Annotated in this window: 20 protein-coding genes and 1 tRNA gene; 12 read left to right on the top strand and 9 right to left on the bottom strand. The window is 49.9% G+C overall.

Going from position 1 to position 19,306, the window contains the following annotated elements; translation table 11 throughout:
* Positions 1 to 80 precede the first annotated feature (80 nt).
* The 5 genes from ACHZBS_RS15660 to nadA all read left to right on the top strand — a co-directional run bounded on the left by ACHZBS_RS15660 (position 81) and on the right by nadA (position 5,194).
* Complete coding sequence (locus tag ACHZBS_RS15660; protein ID WP_319407458.1) at positions 81 to 2,168, top strand: response regulator; 2,088 nt, start codon at positions 81 to 83, stop codon at positions 2,166 to 2,168.
* Entirely contained in the window at positions 2,165 to 2,482 is a 318-nt protein-coding gene (locus tag ACHZBS_RS15665; protein ID WP_319407459.1) for an Hpt domain-containing protein, read from the top strand. Before ACHZBS_RS15660 ends, ACHZBS_RS15665 begins: the two co-directional genes overlap by 4 nt.
* A gap of 89 nt (positions 2,483 to 2,571) precedes the next feature.
* Positions 2,572 to 3,489: a hypothetical protein gene (locus ACHZBS_RS15670; RefSeq protein ID WP_319407460.1), complete on the top strand. Its 918-nt coding sequence runs from the start codon at positions 2,572 to 2,574 to the stop codon at positions 3,487 to 3,489.
* Between the two features lie 105 nt (positions 3,490 to 3,594).
* Positions 3,595 to 4,287 (top strand): outer membrane lipoprotein carrier protein LolA, encoded by a 693-nt coding sequence (locus tag ACHZBS_RS15675; protein WP_319407461.1) that lies wholly within the window; start codon positions 3,595 to 3,597, stop codon positions 4,285 to 4,287.
* Between the two features lie 10 nt (positions 4,288 to 4,297).
* Positions 4,298 to 5,194, top strand: coding sequence for a quinolinate synthase NadA (gene nadA / locus ACHZBS_RS15680; RefSeq protein ID WP_319407462.1), 897 nt, complete (start codon positions 4,298 to 4,300; stop codon positions 5,192 to 5,194).
* Between the two features lie 158 nt (positions 5,195 to 5,352).
* On the opposite strand, the gene ACHZBS_RS15685 is transcribed toward nadA, so the two are convergent.
* The 3 genes from ACHZBS_RS15685 to radA all read right to left on the bottom strand — a co-directional run bounded on the left by ACHZBS_RS15685 (position 5,353) and on the right by radA (position 8,286).
* Positions 5,353 to 6,096 carry a YebC/PmpR family DNA-binding transcriptional regulator gene (locus ACHZBS_RS15685; RefSeq protein WP_319407463.1) on the bottom strand — a complete coding sequence of 248 codons (744 nt, stop codon included), beginning with the start codon at positions 6,094 to 6,096 and terminating at the stop codon, positions 5,353 to 5,355.
* A gap of 58 nt (positions 6,097 to 6,154) precedes the next feature.
* Complete coding sequence (locus tag ACHZBS_RS15690; RefSeq protein WP_319407464.1) at positions 6,155 to 6,757, bottom strand: RlmE family RNA methyltransferase; 603 nt, start codon at positions 6,755 to 6,757, stop codon at positions 6,155 to 6,157.
* A 164-nt stretch (positions 6,758 to 6,921) separates the two neighbouring features.
* Positions 6,922 to 8,286, bottom strand: coding sequence for a DNA repair protein RadA (radA, locus tag ACHZBS_RS15695; RefSeq protein ID WP_319407465.1), 1,365 nt, complete (start codon positions 8,284 to 8,286; stop codon positions 6,922 to 6,924).
* A gap of 140 nt (positions 8,287 to 8,426) precedes the next feature.
* Between radA and ACHZBS_RS15700 the strand changes: the two genes are divergently transcribed.
* The 4 genes from ACHZBS_RS15700 (at position 8,427) to ACHZBS_RS15715 (ending at position 10,593) form a co-directional block, all read left to right on the top strand.
* A complete protein-coding gene (locus tag ACHZBS_RS15700) occupies positions 8,427 to 9,218 on the top strand; it encodes a histidinol-phosphatase HisJ family protein (protein WP_319407466.1) in 792 nt (263 codons plus the stop codon).
* Positions 9,219 to 9,300: 82 nt separating this feature from the next.
* On the top strand, positions 9,301 to 10,194 hold the full coding sequence (locus ACHZBS_RS15705; protein WP_319407467.1) for a lytic murein transglycosylase: 894 nt from the start codon (positions 9,301 to 9,303) through the stop codon (positions 10,192 to 10,194).
* 6 nt (positions 10,195 to 10,200) lie between these two features.
* A complete protein-coding gene (locus ACHZBS_RS15710; protein WP_319407468.1) occupies positions 10,201 to 10,419 on the top strand; it encodes a PLDc N-terminal domain-containing protein in 219 nt (72 codons plus the stop codon).
* 99 nt (positions 10,420 to 10,518) lie between these two features.
* Positions 10,519 to 10,593 (top strand) — tRNA-Glu (locus ACHZBS_RS15715).
* A 111-nt stretch (positions 10,594 to 10,704) separates the two neighbouring features.
* Here the strand turns inward: ACHZBS_RS15715 and ACHZBS_RS15720 are convergent.
* From ACHZBS_RS15720 to ACHZBS_RS15735, 4 genes are all read right to left on the bottom strand, one after another.
* The gene (locus ACHZBS_RS15720; protein ID WP_319407469.1) at positions 10,705 to 11,955 is read right to left on the bottom strand and encodes a site-specific integrase; all 1,251 of its coding nucleotides are present in this window, start codon (positions 11,953 to 11,955) and stop codon (positions 10,705 to 10,707) included.
* 358 nt (positions 11,956 to 12,313) lie between these two features.
* Positions 12,314 to 13,990, bottom strand: coding sequence for a bifunctional DNA primase/polymerase (locus ACHZBS_RS15725; protein WP_319407470.1), 1,677 nt, complete (start codon positions 13,988 to 13,990; stop codon positions 12,314 to 12,316).
* A 125-nt stretch (positions 13,991 to 14,115) separates the two neighbouring features.
* Complete coding sequence (locus tag ACHZBS_RS15730; protein ID WP_319407471.1) at positions 14,116 to 14,313, bottom strand: helix-turn-helix transcriptional regulator; 198 nt, start codon at positions 14,311 to 14,313, stop codon at positions 14,116 to 14,118.
* A gap of 54 nt (positions 14,314 to 14,367) precedes the next feature.
* Positions 14,368 to 14,853, bottom strand: a complete 486-nt coding sequence (locus ACHZBS_RS15735) for a MerR family transcriptional regulator (RefSeq protein ID WP_319407472.1) — start codon at positions 14,851 to 14,853, stop codon at positions 14,368 to 14,370.
* 365 nt (positions 14,854 to 15,218) lie between these two features.
* Between ACHZBS_RS15735 and ACHZBS_RS15740 the strand changes: the two genes are divergently transcribed.
* Genes ACHZBS_RS15740 through ACHZBS_RS15750 form a run of 3 tightly spaced genes read left to right on the top strand, consistent with a single transcriptional unit; the run spans position 15,219 to position 17,825 of the window.
* A complete protein-coding gene (locus ACHZBS_RS15740) occupies positions 15,219 to 15,503 on the top strand; it encodes a type II toxin-antitoxin system HigB family toxin (protein ID WP_394707997.1) in 285 nt (94 codons plus the stop codon).
* Between the two features lie 10 nt (positions 15,504 to 15,513).
* The gene (locus tag ACHZBS_RS15745; protein ID WP_319407473.1) at positions 15,514 to 16,722 is read left to right on the top strand and encodes an ImmA/IrrE family metallo-endopeptidase; all 1,209 of its coding nucleotides are present in this window, start codon (positions 15,514 to 15,516) and stop codon (positions 16,720 to 16,722) included.
* A gap of 8 nt (positions 16,723 to 16,730) precedes the next feature.
* Positions 16,731 to 17,825: a beta family protein gene (locus ACHZBS_RS15750; RefSeq protein WP_319407474.1), complete on the top strand. Its 1,095-nt coding sequence runs from the start codon at positions 16,731 to 16,733 to the stop codon at positions 17,823 to 17,825.
* Here the strand turns inward: ACHZBS_RS15750 and ACHZBS_RS15755 are convergent.
* Together ACHZBS_RS15755 and ACHZBS_RS15760 are read right to left on the bottom strand one after the other, a co-directional pair.
* Positions 17,782 to 18,363, bottom strand: a complete 582-nt coding sequence (locus tag ACHZBS_RS15755) for a sce7726 family protein (protein WP_319407475.1) — start codon at positions 18,361 to 18,363, stop codon at positions 17,782 to 17,784. The genes ACHZBS_RS15750 and ACHZBS_RS15755 overlap by 44 nt on opposite strands.
* A gap of 498 nt (positions 18,364 to 18,861) precedes the next feature.
* Positions 18,862 to 19,194: a hypothetical protein gene (locus ACHZBS_RS15760; protein WP_319407476.1), complete on the bottom strand. Its 333-nt coding sequence runs from the start codon at positions 19,192 to 19,194 to the stop codon at positions 18,862 to 18,864.
* Positions 19,195 to 19,306: the final 112 nt, after the last annotated feature.

Raw genomic sequence — 19,306 nt, forward strand, 5'->3', positions numbered from 1 at the left:
TAGCAAATCAGCGCCGTCCGATTGGTGGACAGATACCCCCGGCGGCATAACCAATACCCCATGGCAAGCAACGCCTGAAGATGGGAATGACCCCGATGTCCAGCGCCGCGACGATCCTTGAACTGGTAAAGAAAAACAAGGTTCTGGAAGAAGAAAACAAGCGCTACCGCAAAGCCCAAGCGGCGATTCGCGGAAGTGAAGAACGCTTCCGGCTGATTTCGGAAACCATTCACTTCGGCGTGTTCGAAATCGATCATAAAGGCAGCTGCCTTTATACCAATACTAGTTACCAGGAAATTTTCGGACTTAGTCTGGTGGACAGTTTAACCCGGGACTGGCGAGAGGTTCTGTCCGCCGATGACCGCGAAGCGGTATCCCAAAAATGGGAACATGCCCTGGCGCAGATGGACACCTTTTCAATGGATTGCCGGATTGTCCGTCCCGACGGCACCCTCAAATGGGTGCATGTCCACTCGGAACCCGTGTTTTCCGATGCCGGCGGTCGCTATACCGGAACCGTGGAGGACATTACCGAGCGCAAGCTGGCCGAAGAGGAACTTAAAAAGGCCAAGGAGGCCGCCGAGGCCGCCAATATGGCCAAGAGTCAATTTCTGGCCAATATGAGCCATGAGATCCGTACCCCTATGAACGGGGTCATCGGATTTACCGACCTTTTGCTGGATACCGAACTCAACGATGTTCAGGTGGATTATACCCAGACCATTAAACGCAGCGGTATTGCGCTGCTCTCTTTGATCAACGATATCCTCGACTTTTCCAAAATCGAATCCGGCGAACTCGATTTCGAAGCGATCACCTTCGATCCGGAGCTTCTGGCATACGATGTCTGCGATCTGGTCAGGCCGAAAATTGGCAACAGCCCAGTGGAACTTTTATGCCGGATCGATGACCACGTGCCGGCCATGGTCAAGGGAGACCCTTTGCGGTTCCGCCAGGTCATCACCAACCTATTGGGCAATGCACCGAAATTCACTGAAACCGGAGAGATTGAACTGTCCCTGCGGCTGGCGGAAGAGACGTCGGATGCCGTCAAACTGCACGCCGCCATCCGGGACACCGGCATCGGTATTCCCGAAGACAAGCAGGCGGTCATTTTCGAACCGTTTCAGCAGGCAGACGGGTCCACCACCCGCAAATACGGCGGCACCGGACTGGGGCTGTCCATCTGCAAACAGATTTCCAACCTGATGGGCGGGGACGTGTGGGTGGAAAGTCGCCCCGGGGAAGGCAGCACCTTTAATTTTACCGCCTGGCTGGCCAAATGCGAAGATAAGCAGGCCCACCGGTTGGTGCCGATTTCCTTCAAGGGGCGTCGCGTGCTGGTGGTGGATGACAATGTCGCCAATGCCCAGATTCTTCAGCAGGTGTTGAGTGCCGCCGGCATGACAGTGGTCCTCGTTTACCGGGGAAATGACGTGCTCCCGGTCCTGCGGACGGCCATGGAAGAAGGGATCCCTTTCGATCTGTGCATCTCGGATATCCGCATGCCGGACACCGACGGATACGCGGTGGCCGCTGGGATCCGTTCGCTGGATGCTCCCTTGTCGCAGATCCCTCTGATCGCGCTTTCCAGTACGCTGGAACGGGATGCCCAGCGCTGTGAAAAGGCAGGGTTCAACGGTTTTTTGAGCAAGCCCGTCCGCCGGGAGAAACTGTTCCAGATGATGGGGCGGGTGCTTCGGGACCGGGATGGGCAAACCGGTGACCCGACCGGCCATATAGAGAAAATTCACACCCAGTATTCGGTAAGGGAGGACCTCAAGCATTCGGTGCGGATTCTTCTGGCGGAGGATAACCTGGTCAATCAGAAGCTGGCCAAACTCATGCTGGGTAAGGCAGGGTACCAGGTGGAGGTGGCCGACAATGGCAAACACGCCGTAGAAAAGTACACAGCCGCCCCGGATGCCTTCGACCTGATCTTCATGGATGTGCAGATGCCGGAGATGGACGGCAAGGAAGCCACGCAGCTCATCCGGCAAAAAGGGTTTGAACGCGTGCCCATCATCGCCATGACGGCTCATGCCATGAAAGGCGACCGCGAAATGTGTCTGGAAGCCGGTATGAACGATTACCTCACCAAACCCATCAAGAGGGAGGCGGTGTTTGCGATTATCGAAAAAAATGTTTTCAATAAGGAGGCTGCATGAATTTGAAGGAGTTAGCAGAACGGATCGGTCTGGAAGAAGATGAATACCGCGAACTGGTCGATCTGTTTCTGGAAACAGGCATGGCGGATTTTGACCGTCTCAAGGGAGCCTTCGATGCAGGGGATGCCCGGCAGGTGGCCCGCAGCGCCCATACCATCAACGGCGCTGCCGGCAACATGGGAATTATGAATGTCCACGAAGTGGCCAAACGAATCGAGCTGGCTGCCGCTGAAAACCAGCTGGATTCTGTGTCCGATGAAGTGGGCGTCCTCAAAGGGCTTTTCGATGAGATTGCCGGGATCGTCCATCCATGACCGTCTTGTGGCGCATGCCCGGGGTTTTCGCCGGGGATGCGCCCATCCACCTCCTGTCCCTTTTTCTGCGAACCTGATATGCTTCGACGATGAGCGACGCCACCAGCGAAAATAAGCGCCATCTCCTTGCCCGGATCATCGAGGCGCTGGAAAATGGGGGAGGCCTCACCGATGCCATTCTCGACTACATCGATGCCGCCCTTTTTTCTCCTGAACCCGATCGGCTGGCATCGTTTTTAACCGATGATGCGAACAGCGAACGGGACAGCCTGCTGGACCTGATCTTTTTTCCGGATCAGGCCGCCCAGATGAACCTGGAACCGCTGCTGGAAGCGGCCCGATATTCGGTTGAGGATAAAATCAAATTGCATGACCGTTTGATGGCCCGGGCGGTTCATGCCCGGGTCAACCTGCCTGACGGCAGAAAGCTGGTCAGCCTCCTGGTGCCCGACTTTATCAAGTCCCAGTACCTGGAGCGGTTGAACATTGCCTGGCAGATGGATCCCCAGGTGGCGACGGCCATCGAAAAGTGCTTGCCTGCGGCGCTTGGGCCCATTGTCAAGGTGCGGCTCAGAAATGCCGGCATCGGCACGGGGTCCGGTCATGGGGTTTTCCTGTGCCGCTTCTTCGAAAGAATGGCGGACAGCCATCCCGATTATCTGGCCTGCCTGGACCTGGCCCTGTCAATTCTGCAGACCGTCGATGACGGCGTCGACGTTTACGACCGGCTGGTCGAACACAAACGTTCCCTCTTTCGCAGCCTGCAGCAGGCCAGGCGGTTCGAAACCCTGCTGGGCCAGTCCAACATGGAAACCCTCATGCTTCAGGGTGTGCGCGCCCCCCATGTCTCGCCCAATACCCTGATGCAGCACATGCGCCGGGTCGATCTGATTTGCTTCGGAATCTTCGGAAAAACCGAAGCCATCGATATGCCCATTGAAGAACCGGTCCGGCAGGTGTCGGATCTGGATACGGCCGAGGCGGCCGTACAATTGCTGATGTGCTGAAGCGCCGCACGCCGCTATATTTACAAACCCGATTAAATGAGATACTCAGGTCTTCTCCTGACAGGTGCCGGACGGGTGCCATATCAAGGATTGGAAAGGGGAGATATGAAAAATTTGAGAACCGACGGACGGAAATCCATCCTTATCGTTATCCCCACGATAATGCTGGCGATCGCTTGGAGTCTGGCTCAGCCGTTGCCGGCGTCAGCAGGCGACAAGACGATCGACACGATTATCGCCGGGGTGGAGGCCCGCTACAATGTCCCCGGGTTTACGGCGGACTTCGAGCAGGAATCCATCCTCAAGGCCATGGCGGTGACCGACACGGCTTCGGGCAGGCTGATGGTCCGGCAACCGGGGAAAATGCGCTGGGAGTATCTGGTGCCGGACCCCCAGACCATCATCACCGACGGCAATGACTTGTGGATTTACCGGCCCCAGGAAAACCAGGTGCTGGTGGGGAAAGCCCCGTCATTTTTCGGTGAGGGCAAGGGCGCCGGTTTTCTTTCCAATATCAAGACGGTCCGGAAAAGTTTCCAGCTATCCCTGGAGCCGGCCGAAGATGCAACCCATTACCGCCTCAAGCTGCTGCCCAACAAATCCTCGGTGGATCTGATGGCGGTCGAGCTGGATATTGCCAAAAAGACCTTCAACCTGGTCCGGATTACCACCTTCAACGTATACGGGGACGAAACCCGCATCGAACTGAAAAATGTCAACTTCAACGACCCGCCCCCGGAGGAGCTTTTCCGTTTCAGCGTGCCGGAAGGGGCGGATGTATTGAAGATGAACCCGTGAGGATCCAATCATGTTAGCGAAAATCAGAAAGCTGCTTAAGCAAAGAAATGCCATCATGCTGGCTCACAACTATCAGCCCCCCGAGATTCAGGAAATGGCCGACCTGTGCGGGGATTCGCTGGAGCTCAGCATCCGGGCCGCCGACACCGATGCGGAGATGATTGTTTTTTGCGGGGTCCACTTCATGGCGGAAACCGCTTCGATCCTTTCCCCGGACAAAACCGTGTTGTTGCCGCGCGCCGATGCCGGCTGCCCCATGGCCGACATGATTACCCCCGCCGCGCTGAGCGGGCGTCTCCGGACGATACCGGAGATGCCCGTGGTGACCTACGTGAACTCATCGGCCGCCGTCAAGGCTCTGTCCACCATCTGCTGCACCTCGGCCAATGCCATTGACGTGGTCAACAGCCTGGATGCCGATCAACTTCTCATGACCCCGGATCGAAACCTGGCCCGCAACACAGCCCGGCATTCGACCAAGAAGATCCACCTGTGGGACGGGTGCTGCCCCATTCACGACCGGCTGACCGTGGCGGATGTCGAGGCGGCCAGGGCCGCCCACCCGGACGCCGTGTTCATGGCCCACCCCGAATGCCGCCCCGAAGTGGTGGAAATAGCGGATGCGGCCCTGAGTACCTCGGGAATGATCCGGTTTGCTGCCGAATCCGATGCCACTGAATTCATTGTGGGAACGGAGGTGGGGCTGCTCTACCCGCTGGTGCAGAAAACTCCCGGAAAGAAATTCTATCCGGCATCGGAGAAGATGGTCTGCCCGGACATGAAAAAGATCACGCCTCAGGATATCCTGGCCTGCCTGGAGGACCTGTCCGGCCAGGTAAAGGTCCCCGAGGATATCCGTGTCCCGGCGCTGGCCGCGGTGACCCGGATGATCGATCTGTCGCGGTAACGGGAGGAGACTGAAGGCGGCAGGGATGCAGGGGGCTGGAACGGGTAACGGCCGGGTTCGAGCGTCCAGCGCCGAAGCCTTCCGGCACGAAATAAAAACGGCCGGCAACCGCATCGTCAGCGGCGCCGGCCGTTTTGTTTTTGTGCGGTATGGCTTCGTTACATGGCATCTACCATGTCGTCGGGAATGTCGGCGTTGGTGTAGACTCTCTGGACATCGTCGCAGTCGTCCATGGCATCCATCAGTTTGAGCATGCGTTCGGCCTCTTTTCCCTCCAGCGGGCTCATGTTCTGGGGCAGCATGGTCACCTCGGCGTCGCTGAAAGGGATGCCCGCCCCCTCGAGGGCTTCCTTGACCGTTTCGAAATCTTCGGGTGCGGTGATAACTTCGAAGCTGTCGTCTTCTTCGCGGACATCCTCGGCACCGGCGTCCAAGGCGATTTCCATGAGCTTTTCTTCGCTGACGGCGGCTTTGTCCACATTGAAGTAGCCCTTGTTGTCGAACATCCAGGCCACGCATCCGTTTTCGCCCATATTGCCGCCGTATTTATTGAAGATGTGACGGATTTCGGCCACGGCACGGTTCTTGTTGTCCGTCAGGGACTCGACCAGGATGGCGGCGCCGCCAGGGCCGTAGCCTTCATAGGAGTTCTCCTCGTAGCTGACCCCTTCCAGTTCGCCGGTGCCTTTTTTGATGGCTCGCTCGATGTTGTCCTTGGGCATGTTTTCAACCTTGGCTGCGGCTACGGCAGTGCGCAGTCGGGGGTTGGCGTCCAGATCGCCCCCGCCCGTCCGGGCGGCCACGGTAATTTCCTTGATCAATTTGGTGAAGACCTTCCCCCGCTTGGCGTCCTGAGCGCCTTTGCGGTGTTTGATGGAAGACCACTTATTATGTCCTGACATGCAAACCTCCTGTTATTTTTTAATGGACCGGTAAAAAGTCCCGATTTTTACGGAACTATCATTTTTTCCCCAGCCCGATGACAAATACCTCGCGGCTGGCTTTTCGTGTACTTTGGGGCCGAAATGCCGCCTGACGGTCAAAACGGCGTTTCACGCCTTCGGTTAAGGTTTTGAAATCACTTCCCTGGAAAATCTTGCAGACGAAGCTGCCCCCGGGAACCAGGGTCTTTTCGGCAATATCCAGGGCCGCTTCGCATAGGCCCATGGACCGGGCTTCGTCAACATGCCGGTTGCCCGTGGTGGCCGGCGCCATGTCACTGAGTACCACATCGAAGCGGGTTTGTCCCAATCTGGCCAGGTGCCCTTCGATATCGGCCACGTCACCCGTGATAACGGTCACCTGGTCCGGCAACCCGATGGTGACCGGCATCAGGTCGATACCCACCAGCCGACCGTCCGGGCCGATCGTCTGGGCGGCAAACTGAAGCCATGACCCCGGCGCGCATCCCAGGTCCAGCACCCGTGCGCCCCGTTTGAGAATCCGGACCTTTTTCTGGATTTCCTGGAGCTTGTAAACCGATCGGGCCGCGAAGTTGTCCTTCTGGGCCTGGCGGGTGTAGTGATCCGCCCACGGGTTCTTTTTTCGATTGGTTCGCTTCATATCTTTTCGCCCATTTCAAGTCAAGTCAAACCATGAGCGTGAGAGGAACTCAATACCCAATATAATGAGTGTGTTGTCATTTCGTTTGGCGTTCAGGATCGTACCCGGTCTTCGAGGAGCCGATGTACTCGTTTCCATCGGCCGGGTTTGAATGCAAAGTGGCTTCAGAACAGCAGTTCAACGGCTGCGGCCACGGTGTCGACCCCTTCCAGAGTGACGTCCTTGGGTCGCCGCAGCCGCTTCAGGCTGCCCGCCGGGGCGACGATCCGGGTGAAGCCCATCTTCCGGGCCTCGGAGATGCGGATGTCCACATTGCCCACAGCTCTTACTTCGCCGGCCAGTCCGACTTCGCCGACCACCATGGTGTCTTTGCGAATGGGCCGGTCCAAGAAACTGGAGGCGACGGCCGAGACGATGCCCATGTCTATAGCCGGTTCCATGATTTTCACGCCGCCGGCCACATTCATGAAAATGTCGTGGCCCATCAGATGCATGCCCAGCTGCTTTTCCATCACGGCTACGAGAAGGGCCACCCGGTTATGGTCGAGGCCCAGGATCGTGCGCCGGGGGGTGCCGAAGCTGGTGCTCGACACCAGGGCCTGAAGCTCCACCAGGATGGGGCGGGTTCCTTCCATGCTGGCCGCCACCACCGATCCGGGGGCGTTTTCCGGCCGTTCGGACAGGAACACGGCCGACGGGTTGGCGACCTCCCGCAACCCGCTCTCTTTCATTTCGAAGACGCCGATTTCGTTGGTGGAGCCGAAGCGGTTTTTTACCGCCCGCAGGATGCGGAAGATGTGGTTGCGGTCTCCTTCGAAGTAGAGCACGGTATCTACCATGTGTTCCAGCAGTCGGGGGCCTGCAATGGCGCCTTCCTTGGTCACATGGCCCACCAGGAAGGTGGGGATGCCCGTGCGCTTGGCCATGAGCATCAGCCGCATGGTGGACTCGCGAACCTGGCTCACGCTGCCCGGGGCCGATGTGATCTCCGGGCTGAACACCGTCTGGATCGAATCGACCACCAGCACATCCGGCTGTTCGCTTTCCACCATGGCCATGATTGCATCGATGTCGATCTCCGACACCACCAGCAGGCGAGGAGATACGGTTTTCAGCCGGCGGCTGCGCAGGCGCAACTGGCGTACCGATTCCTCACCGGAAACATACAGTACCTTGCGGCCACTGCCGGCGATGCCGTGCAGGACCTGGAGCATGATCGTGGATTTGCCGATGCCCGGGTCGCCGCCGATCAACACCAGGGTGCCGGCCACCAACCCGCCGCCCAGCACCCGGTCGAATTCCTCGATGCCGGTGGACATCCGTTCTTCATCGATGATTTCGACGGCGTCGATGGGAACCGGGCAGTTGCCTTTTTCCGCCATTATTTTACTGCCGGCGGCTGCCTTTCGCCGCACCTCTTCGGCAAAGGTGTCCCAGGCGCCGCATTCGGTGCACCGGCCCATCCACTTGGCGGATTCATACCCGCAGGACTGGCAGACAAACAGGGTTTTTGCATTTTTTGGTGCCATGATTATTTTCAGTGCCTACAATAGTTTTGTTTTGGCTGGATATCAGGCTCCCAGCGGGGCCAGTCACTACCGGTTCTGGATTTGACAAGGCGGTGGGCTGCATGTCAATTAATGACGATAAAGGAGCATCCGTTCAACCCATGATTGACTACCACGTCCATACCAGCCTTTGCAACCACGCTACCGGCACCATGGAACAGTATGTCCGGGCGGCGGTGGTCAGGGGGATTGCCACCATCTGTTTCCTGGACCATCTGACGTTCCAGGAGGCGGGGCGCAATAACGCCATGTTTCCGAGGGAGGTGCCCATGTACGTGAATGAGGCCCGCCGGCTGGAACGGTACTACCGGGAGCAGATCAGCGTCCGAGTTGGCTTGGAGATCGACTTTTCACCTCGCCATGTGGACCGGTGCATCGAAATCGTGAATACCTTCGATCTCGATGTGGTGGGCAGCTCCGTCCATTTTCTCGAGGGCGAAGACGTTGTAACCCGGCACTCAGCCTGGGCCCGCGGCGAAATCAGTCCCGACGAGGTCTACCCGAAGTATATTGGTGTCCTGGAATCAATGCTGGATTATGATTACTTTGATGTGATATGTCATCTGGATCTTCCAAAAAAGTACAACCAACGCCCATCTCTGACTGCGATAAAAGGATTTTTGGGTGTTTTGGAAAAAATCCGGGAAAAGGACCTGACCGTGGAATTGAACACCAGCGGGTTTCACTATCCCGTGAAAGAGGCCTTCCCATCACCGGAGTTGCTGGGCCGCTGTGTACAGCTTCAGATTCCCGTGGTCGTCGGTTCCGACGCCCATACCCCCGAAACGGTGGGCAGGGATTTCGACCGGGCCCGGGACTTGCTCATCGAAGCCGGCTACCGGCATCTGACCGGTTTCTCTCATCGGCAGCGGGAAGCCGTTCCGCTTCAGTAAAGCCGGATCATTCCCCTATTTTTTTCGCCTTTAAGGGAGGGGGGGTGAAAGCGCCAGATTCACTTTAAGGAGACGAATGCTCATGCTCGACGATATTCCGACACCTCCACCCGGACGGCTCAAGCGATACGGCATGACTATCCTGATCTTGCTGCTGGCGGGATGGTTGGTCCCTGCAGATGCCGCCGATTCTTCGAAGCCCTTTGACGCTCTCGAAAAACGACTGATTGCAGACGGCTTCGACAGTGCCCGTATCAAGGCCATTTTTTCCAGTCCCGATGTCTCCTTTGAAGAGGGCGGTGTCAGCGCCTATTTCATGCACAACGAGGCCAATCTGAACTACAAGCAGTTTATCCGCATTTGGAATATCGCAGCGGCAAAAAAATACATGAAGACGCACCAGGAGGCCCTATCATTTGCCGAGAAGACCTTCGAGGTCGACAAGGAAGTAATCACCGCCATCATTCTGGTGGAGACCAAGCTGGGCACCTATGTGGGCAACAAATCGGTGATCAACACCCTGGCCACTTTGTCCGCCATGACCGACGATAAGCCCCGCCAGACAATCTGGGATAACCTGCCGGACGACGACAGAAGAATGTCCCGCAAAGAATTTGAAAAAAAAGCGGATCAGAAGGCGAGCTGGGCTTACCGTGAACTCAAAGCCTTTTTAACCTACACGGAAAAGGAGGGCATGGATCCCACCGCCATCAAGGGATCATACGCCGGCGCCATGGGGATCTCACAGTTCATGCCCAGCAATATCGCCCTCTATGGCCAAGACGGCAACGCCGACGGCCAGGTGGACCTGTTTGTCCATGCCGACGCCATCTCCAGCATCGCCAGCTACCTGAAGCATTATGGATGGAAACCGGGGCTCGCCCGGGAGCAGGCCTTCAAGGTGGTCTACCATTACAACCACAGCAAGTATTATGTGGACACCATCCTCGATATTGCGGATAAATTGAAAGGCTGATCCATCATGAGCACCGGCATGATCATTGTGCTTACCGGGGTTGCGTTTTTCCTGTTGACCTGCGTAGCGCTTTTGGATATCGCCCGCAAGGATTTCGGTGGTATCCAATTTAAGGCCCTGTGGGCCTTCGTCGTGGCCCTGGTGCCTTTCATCGGCGTGATGGTTTATTTCCTGTTCGGGTTCAGGAAGGGCAAACGGTCTGCGGCCGACCTACCGGCAGATTGAAACGAAAGTCCCTGTTCAAGCCATTCAAGGCTTTCCCGGCAGCAAATACTGTTTGACAAATATAGGTCTTTTCTATATTGAAGCCTCTGTTTTTAATACGGTCCCATCGTCTAGTGGTTAGGACGTCGGCCTCTCACGCCGGTAACCCGGGTTCGAATCCCGGTGGGATCACCACAAAAAAATTAAATAATTACAATTATTTAATTCATAAAGGCAACGTTGAGTTTCCCCATTGTGTCCACGATTGTGACCAACAATGGCGAAGCCGAGCGTTGCCTTTTTCATTTAGTGACTCCCCGCATACAGGTTTTCGAGGGCGCTACCGTCTTGCCGGGTTAGGTTCGGGATATAACGTCCATAGGTGCGATAAACCATCGAAGTATCAACGTGACCGAGAGTGCGGGCCACCCATTCAGGCGATTCTCCGGCTGCCAGAGCCCAGGAGGCGAACGTATGACGGGTTTCATACATGCGCCGATGGGTAAGGCTGCTTTTCTTAATGGCCTTTTCCCAGTGCGTGTAAAGCGTGAACCGGTTCATCGGGTTGCCCTCGGTATTCACAAACACATAGTCGCTGCCGAAATCCGCTGTTGCTTTGTGCTGATGCTCAAGAACTCGCTTCATTGACGGCCGCAGTTCGATAATGCGCTGACTCTCCTCTGTCTTCAGATCTGTTTTTTCCAGGCCGGCCACACGGCTGAGCTCTACATGTAAAAAGTCCCCATCCAATGCAGACCATTTTAGCGCCACCTGTTCAGAGGGCCTCAGTCCGGTTAGCACAGCGAAATCAAAATAGGGACGATACCAGGGCGGCAAGTGCTTCAGGAGCAACTCCCATTTTTTGGTGGTGAATGGCCTGACGCGAAATTTCGCCACCCGGGGCAGTTTGAGGTTGCCGAATGGGTCATGAAATGCCGCCCAAACGTGTTCGTCAACCGCATCCCTGACAATCACCCGGATCGGGATCATGATGTTGCGGATACGCTTGGCTGACAGCGGTTTGCCAAGTCGATTGCGTTTTGCCTGGAGGTGGGCGATGAACTTTTTCATTTCAACGGACGTGATTTCGCTAAACGGCATTTTTTCAAAGTAGGGCAGGGCATGGCCATTTAAGATGTCCGTGTAATCTCGGATTTTGCTTTGGCTCATTCCTGGCTCCATGGCCTGCCACCACTTTTTGGCGTATTCTCCAAAGGTGATGTCGGAAGGCCCCTTGGTAAATGCTCGCCCCTCCAGAACTGAAAAATTATCTTTCTTGTTGCTGTGAGGAAATCGCTTTGCATACTCAAAGACGCCGTTTTCAATTTCGGCAATCACGAGGTCTAATTGTTTTCTAACCTTTTTACGGTTGAATGATGTGTCCTCTAACCCTGAAGGTTCTCTGGCTCTTTGACCAAGATACCGAAAGTCCACCCACAATTTGCCACTACGAACGTAAACAGATCCTTTTTTTCTCGATTTAGATCGGATTCGATCTTTCGGTTTAACGCTTGTTTCGCGGTGTCGAGCTAAGTCGATGATATTATTTAGTTTCATCGAATTCTCCTTCCCGCTCTTTCGTTCACCTCCTTTCAGTTCGGATGTCACGTTATCATTGAACATCGTGTATCACCCCAGAAAAAGAAGTGTCAATTCGAGAATTCAGATCCTGATAAGCCCGATTGATTGAGAATTCTCTTTGCAATGATTTCGGTTTTGGACTGTAGATTTGCCATAAAGCCATGCCTCAACAGCAGACCACACAAAAAGGATCTTTCTGGATGTCGGTTTGACATAGTGGATATTGCGTTGGAATACACCGCTGGAAACGTGGTTCCTGATTGATCCTGGAGCCATCTTAATGCGTTCACTCAGTTCCTTTGTCGTCAGATATTGTTCCATCGGATCTCCATGATTAGGCTTTGTGCCAGTTTTTCTGAAGGATGAAATTACAGCCTTTGACCACTTTGAAGGTCACCTGTTTCCCGTTTGGGTTTTCTGATGATTTCCAATTTTTCGCTTTTACGATCTTGAGCTTCCCGGGTGACATGGCAAGATAAAGGCGAGGCTTCTCCAATCCGCGAAAACCGCCCAGGCCGGTATCAACCCCTGCATTTTTTTGAAGGGCAATGATAGCAATAGCGCCTTTTAGTTTCTTGTGGATTTCCGCTAAGCGGCCACCCACTTCATAGAAGTTTTCATGCATTTCAAGAAAATCGATGATATTAATTTTCCCTTTTCCGGCTTTGATCACATCAGCGAAATTGCCAGATCGTTCCCAGGCCTTGAATTTCCATTGGTGCAGCAATGTATCTTCAAATAGGGCGAGCCGTTTCTTGAGTTCGCTGGACCCCATCTCGCTATTGAAATAATGGACTTCAGCGCGGTTCATATTGGATCGGATGATATTTAAAAGAAGTCCGGTTTTCCCGGCATTGGGCTCGCCGGCAATCAAGATGATATTGCCGGGCATGGTTTCAACCATTTGGTGTAAATTAAAGGGGAGCCAGAGGTCAGTTGTTTCGGTATTGGCGTTGAGGAAATCCATTGATTCGCATTCTGTCTCAACCCTTCGATAAACTCCGGCTTGTGTACCTGTACGTTCAATCAAACCGTCCTTAACGAGACGGCTTAAAACGACGCCAGCCTTTTTTTTCTCATCGCGTGTTGTCAGATGTTGACACTGGTAGATGAATGTTGTCGTTATGTTGCCGGATGTTGACAGGATGAGGTCACGAATCTCTTGGGTGAGGTTCCTCTCGCGATTTTCTGATCGGTTTAGTGCGGATTGGATTTTGGCTTGGATTTCTTTTTCTGGGAATGGTGGCGAACAGTGAGACCCAAAAAAATGCATGTATTCTTGGATGTTTGCGATAGGCATGCTGCTTTTTACTAGATTGTTCGCAAGGTGAAAAAGGGCCTCATCACGGCCACCCTTCGCGAATAGGATGTTGTCAAATGTTGACATTTGTTGACCATTGTTGACAAAACCATTGGTGTCGCTCCTCCTCTCCCCCCTACAACCCTCTTTTAAATGCATATTATCTTTTATATGCTCGCTTGGGCTCGAGTTTTGGCAATGGCTCCCATTTTTTAACACACTGAATAAACTCTCTGGCATTTCGGTTGGTTCGACTTCATGCAAATCAAGATTTTTTAACCAGGAATAAGCAATGCCATTCTTTCCGCAGCTGCCAGGAGCGACAACATATCCGCCATCGGTCCTGACGTCACAATCAGTTATCGTCCTGGCTCTGTTAACCAAGCCTTTTTTGTAGCTGAAATAATAATGCCAACCGCCTGACGGAGTGTTTACAACTGGCGTCAATAGGTTTTCTGGTAGGTAGTTGTTTAATGTGTCATGACCGGTTTGGCTATCTACATCAACGACCATGATGCCTGATATGGAACCGGTAACAATTCCGATATTAGCATGGGGCCATTTATCCCACCATTGGCGGATTTGACTTTGACTGGCTTTTTTATCTTGATACGCCTGCCACCGGATTAAAGGCTTTTTGTCGTGTTTGACAGGAATAATGGAAAATCCTTTTTCCAGGTACCACAAGGCTATGTTGACTAAATTCTTCATGTGAATTGCCTTTTACAAACCAGTTCTAAACAAAATTTTATCGACCAATATACTTGTAAATTTACAGTAGGGTAGCTGTGAAAGGATGTCTGCAACCGTTATTAATAACGAATTAATCATTTTTATTACCTGTTATCTTTTGTTTTGAAGATGGCAATGCTGCAATCCAATTCCTTTTTCCAAACCCCTGTTTCTTCTGGACTGAGATACCGCCTTCCGCAAACCACCTGGGAAACCTTGGATTCATGACAACCGACCTGTTGAGCAAAGTCAGCCTGGCTCGGGAATTTTTTAAGAATTGCCATTTTTAGTCTGAGATTCATAACGCCTCCTTTTATTATATTATATATCTTATACAATATCGTGGGTAAAAAAAGCTACTCTTCAAGCGCAGCGTCAATCTGGCTTTTAATACGCGAAAGATTAACAATGTGTACAAAATCGCTATCGGAGTTTTCGGTCAACCTTATTTGGAGCTCATCTTTGTATACTAGCTTGGTTCGAGAGAAGTTATTTTCAGTCCATCCTTTTTCAGTTACAATGAAATATGGCTCTGTTCGAAGTTTCTTAACGTCTTGCGGTTGGCCTGCACTACGTAGGGCATTAATAATCAAGGGCTGCTTCTGCACGTCCCATACAATGTAAGATGCCTCTTGTCGGGTAATTCCGTTTTCAACGAGCCCTTGGAAGGTTTTTATGAAATAGAGGTCTAATTTGCTAAAATAGCGTTTGATCCCACGTCCAACCTTCTCCTCTGACGAGGGCTTTATGAAGCCACGCTTAATCCAATCTTGCAGGCGCTCCATTTTAATACCGATAATTTTTACAACATCAAAAGTAGTGTAAAGTTGGTCTAATTCCATAATTGACCCTTTCTGAGTGTATAGTATTGTATACATAATATGATATGTCAAGAATAAATAATTTAACACAGAAAATAATTAATTAATGAATTATTTCATAATGTTATTTTATTGAAATGAAAAACTTATAAACAAAGCATTAGAAATTTGTCTGGGAGATCCCTGAGTAATTCAATTAGAAAGGATAAATATATCTAATAATTTTCTGAACATAAACTTGATCGATCTAAATATTGTTGCTATTTCAAAGAATTACCGCAATTTTATCAGAGAGCAAAAAAGTTCATAAATTGGGAACTTTTAACTTGATCCCAATTTGGGAACATGCTATTAATTGTCCATGTTGAACTTAAGAGGCCAGAAGATTGCGAATCGTCGGAATACAGAAAATTTACAAGTTCATTCAAAAACACACTGACTCTAAAGATTGGTTAGAGGCATGGATAGCGGAATCAAGAAATGATGATTGGAATAGCCCAAATGACGTCAAAGCGCGGTACAGCACAGTAAGCATTCTTGATGGTAACAGGCTAATTTTCAACGTAAAAGGTAATAATTATAGGATGGAAGTTCAAGTGTCCTATAATTCCAAGGTCGTAGTAATCAAACGGCTTGGTACCCATGCAGAGTACGAACGTTGGAATAAATAAGGAATGCAATATGAAACCGCGAGTTATTAAAAATAATAAAGATTACGAAGAAGCTTTGCAAAAAATTGAAAGTTTGGTGGTTGCTGATCCTTTACCTGGAACGGAAGAGGCAGAGCTTTTAGATTTGCTATCTATCCTCGTAGAAAAATATGAGAGTGAGAATTTTCCTATAGATCTTCCTGACCCTATTGAGGCAATCAAATTTAGGATGAACGAACAGGGTCTAAAACAAAAAGATTTAATTCCAATTATAGGAAGTAAAAGCAAAGTATCCGAAATTCTTTCTGGAAAACGACAATTGACTATATCAATGATTCGCTCTTTAAACGAGGAACTTGGAATACCAGTTGATGTATTGCTTCAGGAGCCCAATAAGAAAAATCAATCTATTTTCGAATTCAGCTGGGATAAAGTTCCAGTGAAGGAAATGATTAATAAAGGTTGGATAACTGTAAAGAAATCAGAAATTAAAAAAAATTATAAAAACATACTATATGATTTTTTTAAACCTTTGGATGGAGATGACTTTATTCAAGTTTTTTGCCGGAGGACGTTTGTTGAGAGATCAGGAAAATCTATTGATAGGCATGCATTACTTGCGTGGGTTGGCCGTGTTTTAAACAGGGAGAAAGAATTAGAACTACCGCCATATAAGAGTGGTACTGTTACTGATGAATTCATAAAAGAAACTTTAAATTTTAGCTTATCTGAAAAGGGACCATTGCAAGCACAAAAGTTTCTACATGAAAATGGAGTTGCATTGATAATAGAGCCACATTTAGCAAGAACACACCTTGATGGTGCTGCTATGCTATCAAAAACGGAACGACCTGTCATCGGCCTCACACTACGTTATGATCGAATTGATAACTATTGGTTCAATCTAATCCATGAATTGGTTCATGTTAGTAGGCATTTAAAAACAAATGAGGAAAGTTTTATTGATGATCTAGATTCAGGCCCAGGAAAAGATCCTCGCGAAAAGGAAGCAGACATTCTTGCAAGTGAAATAATTATTCCGAGAAGAATATGGAAAAGAAGTGATGCATATAGAAAACGTACACCTGATGCAATTAATGAATTGTCATTGAAATTGAAAATCCATCCAGCAATTGTTGCCGGCAGAATTAGGCATGACGCTAGAAATTTTTATATATTGAGCCAAATGGTTGGAAATGGAATGGTTCGAAAACTTTTCACTGATGCCATTTGGGATTGAGAGGGAAAATGTTTGGTTCAAAACATTATGTTCCGATTCTAAAAGGGAAAGACGGAGAATTCCGGGCTCTTTCTAAACTTAATCCCAATACTCTTGTTGGCTTTACACCATTTATTGATGTACCGAGAAGAGATGTTGATCCAAAAACAGGAATACCCAAACTAGAGGTCGAAGAATATCTAAGGAGAAAGGCTGAAAAAATCAGTAAAAATTGGAGGAAAGACAGACCTGTTTTCGTAGATGTCTTCGATATTGATTTAGAATTAGAAACCACAAATGGTACTTACTTTTTAGAGTATTTATATTCATGTTTAAGAAGGTGCGGTGTTCAATCAATACCTGTAATTGGGTTAGATAGAATAGGCGAGAGAAGATATGTAAACGCAATTAGGAAAATATTATCCAAAGATAAACGCGGATTATGCATTAGGCTTTTAGAGGAAGATATTGAGATGCCTTCAACCTCATTTTCTGACATATTTGATCTGTTAACTGATTTAAAAGAACCAATTCAAAACGTACATTTGCTGATGGATTTTCGGAGCATCTTCAATAAAAATATTAGAGACGTTGCTGATACAGCAGCTAATTTTTTAAATAAAGTCAGAACCCCATCAGAATGGGCTACTATAACTCTTTCTGCTTCGGGTTTCCCTGAGAATTTAGGCTGCGTATCCTGCAGATCGGTAAAGGCAATACCGAGGGTCGAATGGGATTTACGGACTTTTTTAATGGCCAAAAAAAATATTATTCCTAGATTCCCAACTTTTTCTGATTACGCGATTTGCCATCCAGATCTTCTGGATTATGATCCGAGGTTTAATCCAAGCGCTGCAATCAGGTACACAATTGATAATGATTGGTTAATAGTAAAGGCCGGTAGCTTGAAAAAGTCTGGATTCTCACAATTTAGGCAACTTTCGGAAAATCTTCGTAAAAGACCAGAATTTTATGGAGCAAAATTTAGTTGGGGGGATAAATTTATCGATAAATGTGCAGATAACAAGAGCGGAACAGGAAATTTAACAACATGGCGGCAGGTAGGAACAAATCATCATATCACGTTGGTTGTAGGGCAGATCGCCAATTCTCCCGTGATTTAAGGATTTCCCTAACCAATTCTAGCAGTTCTTCTGTTTGTAGACTCGTAACAAGTTTATTCCAAATTTCTGATCTAGGCTTGTTTGAAAAGCCTCGATGTAGGTCTCGATCTTTGAGTGCACTGAGAGCTTCATCACGCCAAATGAGTTGTACAACTGCGGATGGATCTAATCCTGGGTTGGAATTGGCCTTTCTATTTACCCTTAATTTTATTTTGTTTGATATATTCGTTGCCAGTGTTACCCCCCACCATCGCGGAATTATCTTGACTGCTTGATCAAAGTGTTTTGACCCAACAACGAGGGTAACGCGGTCTAACGTCTTATTATATATTTCAATTTGTCCGGGTAAACGTTTAAGTGTGTCCTGATCGCTTTTAATTTCGAGGCCATGAATAGACCCATTAACCACTGCTACATCGATCCGCGCATCGCCCTGACAAAGCCCAAGCTCCTCAATAATCATCGTCTCTGAATCATTTAGATATTTTTGATTTAGCTCCGTGAGAACTGATTTCCTAATATCGATGTCTTTGGTCATTGTTATTCGGAAAAATACTTTGATTTAAGGGTGTTATGTTTGTCGGTTAGGTTTTTTATTAAAGCAGAAATCACTGATATGGTCAATCGTTTTATGGTTTCCACAGCCAGGATACTCGGTTCCAACAAAACATCTTCCTCGTACCTGAGACTAATTATACCAGGAGGTTGTGACAGATGAGGTCACACCCTAAAAAATTTTTTTAAGAAGTTTATAGAATTGCCCATCGTGGATTGAAACCTGCCTAAATGAAAAATGTGACCAAAATTGTGTCCAAACATCGATATTTGCAATTATTTCTAATGATAATCAGTGACATCCGAACTGAAGTTGATGGTGACGAAAAAGCTAATAATTATGTAATTTTAAGTCATGTTTATACATCAGTAATCATCTGTAATAATTGTTAAAAACATGGGTTCGAATCCCGGTGGGATCACCAAAAAAATCTATAGGTTGAAAAACCTGCTAAATGCCGCTTGGGGAGTTGCCGGCTCCTCAGACGGCTTTTTTGTTTTCGGGGGCTTTTTCCGTCGACCCGAATGGCAATATTTTTGGATTCGTCGGTTTCAGATCTTCAAGCGCCTCCCGAACCCTTTCCATTCCAATGCTTCTCAAATAGCGTTCCGTGGTGTTCGGACTCTTGTGCCTCAGGATTTGCTGGATGACGCCCACTTCATATCCCAGCTTGAACAGAATGGACGCCGAGAAGTGAAGCGCCCGTGTCCGGGGCTGTCTGCAGCACCCGGGCAACATTGTAACAGTGTCGGTCAAATTCGTGAACCGTTTCGCTTTCTGCCGGCAACAGGACATTACCCATTGAAATTTCATTGTGTGAGGCATCCATGGACTCGGTACGATTGGCCGTGACCGTCAATTCTCGTTCGTTCCACGGTGCCATTGCGGTGCGGTTCAATACGAAACCTGTACGGATAGCCCGTGG

It is taken from the genome of uncultured Desulfosarcina sp. (assembly GCF_963664155.2).
Taxonomy (GTDB): domain Bacteria; phylum Desulfobacterota; class Desulfobacteria; order Desulfobacterales; family Desulfosarcinaceae; genus Desulfosarcina.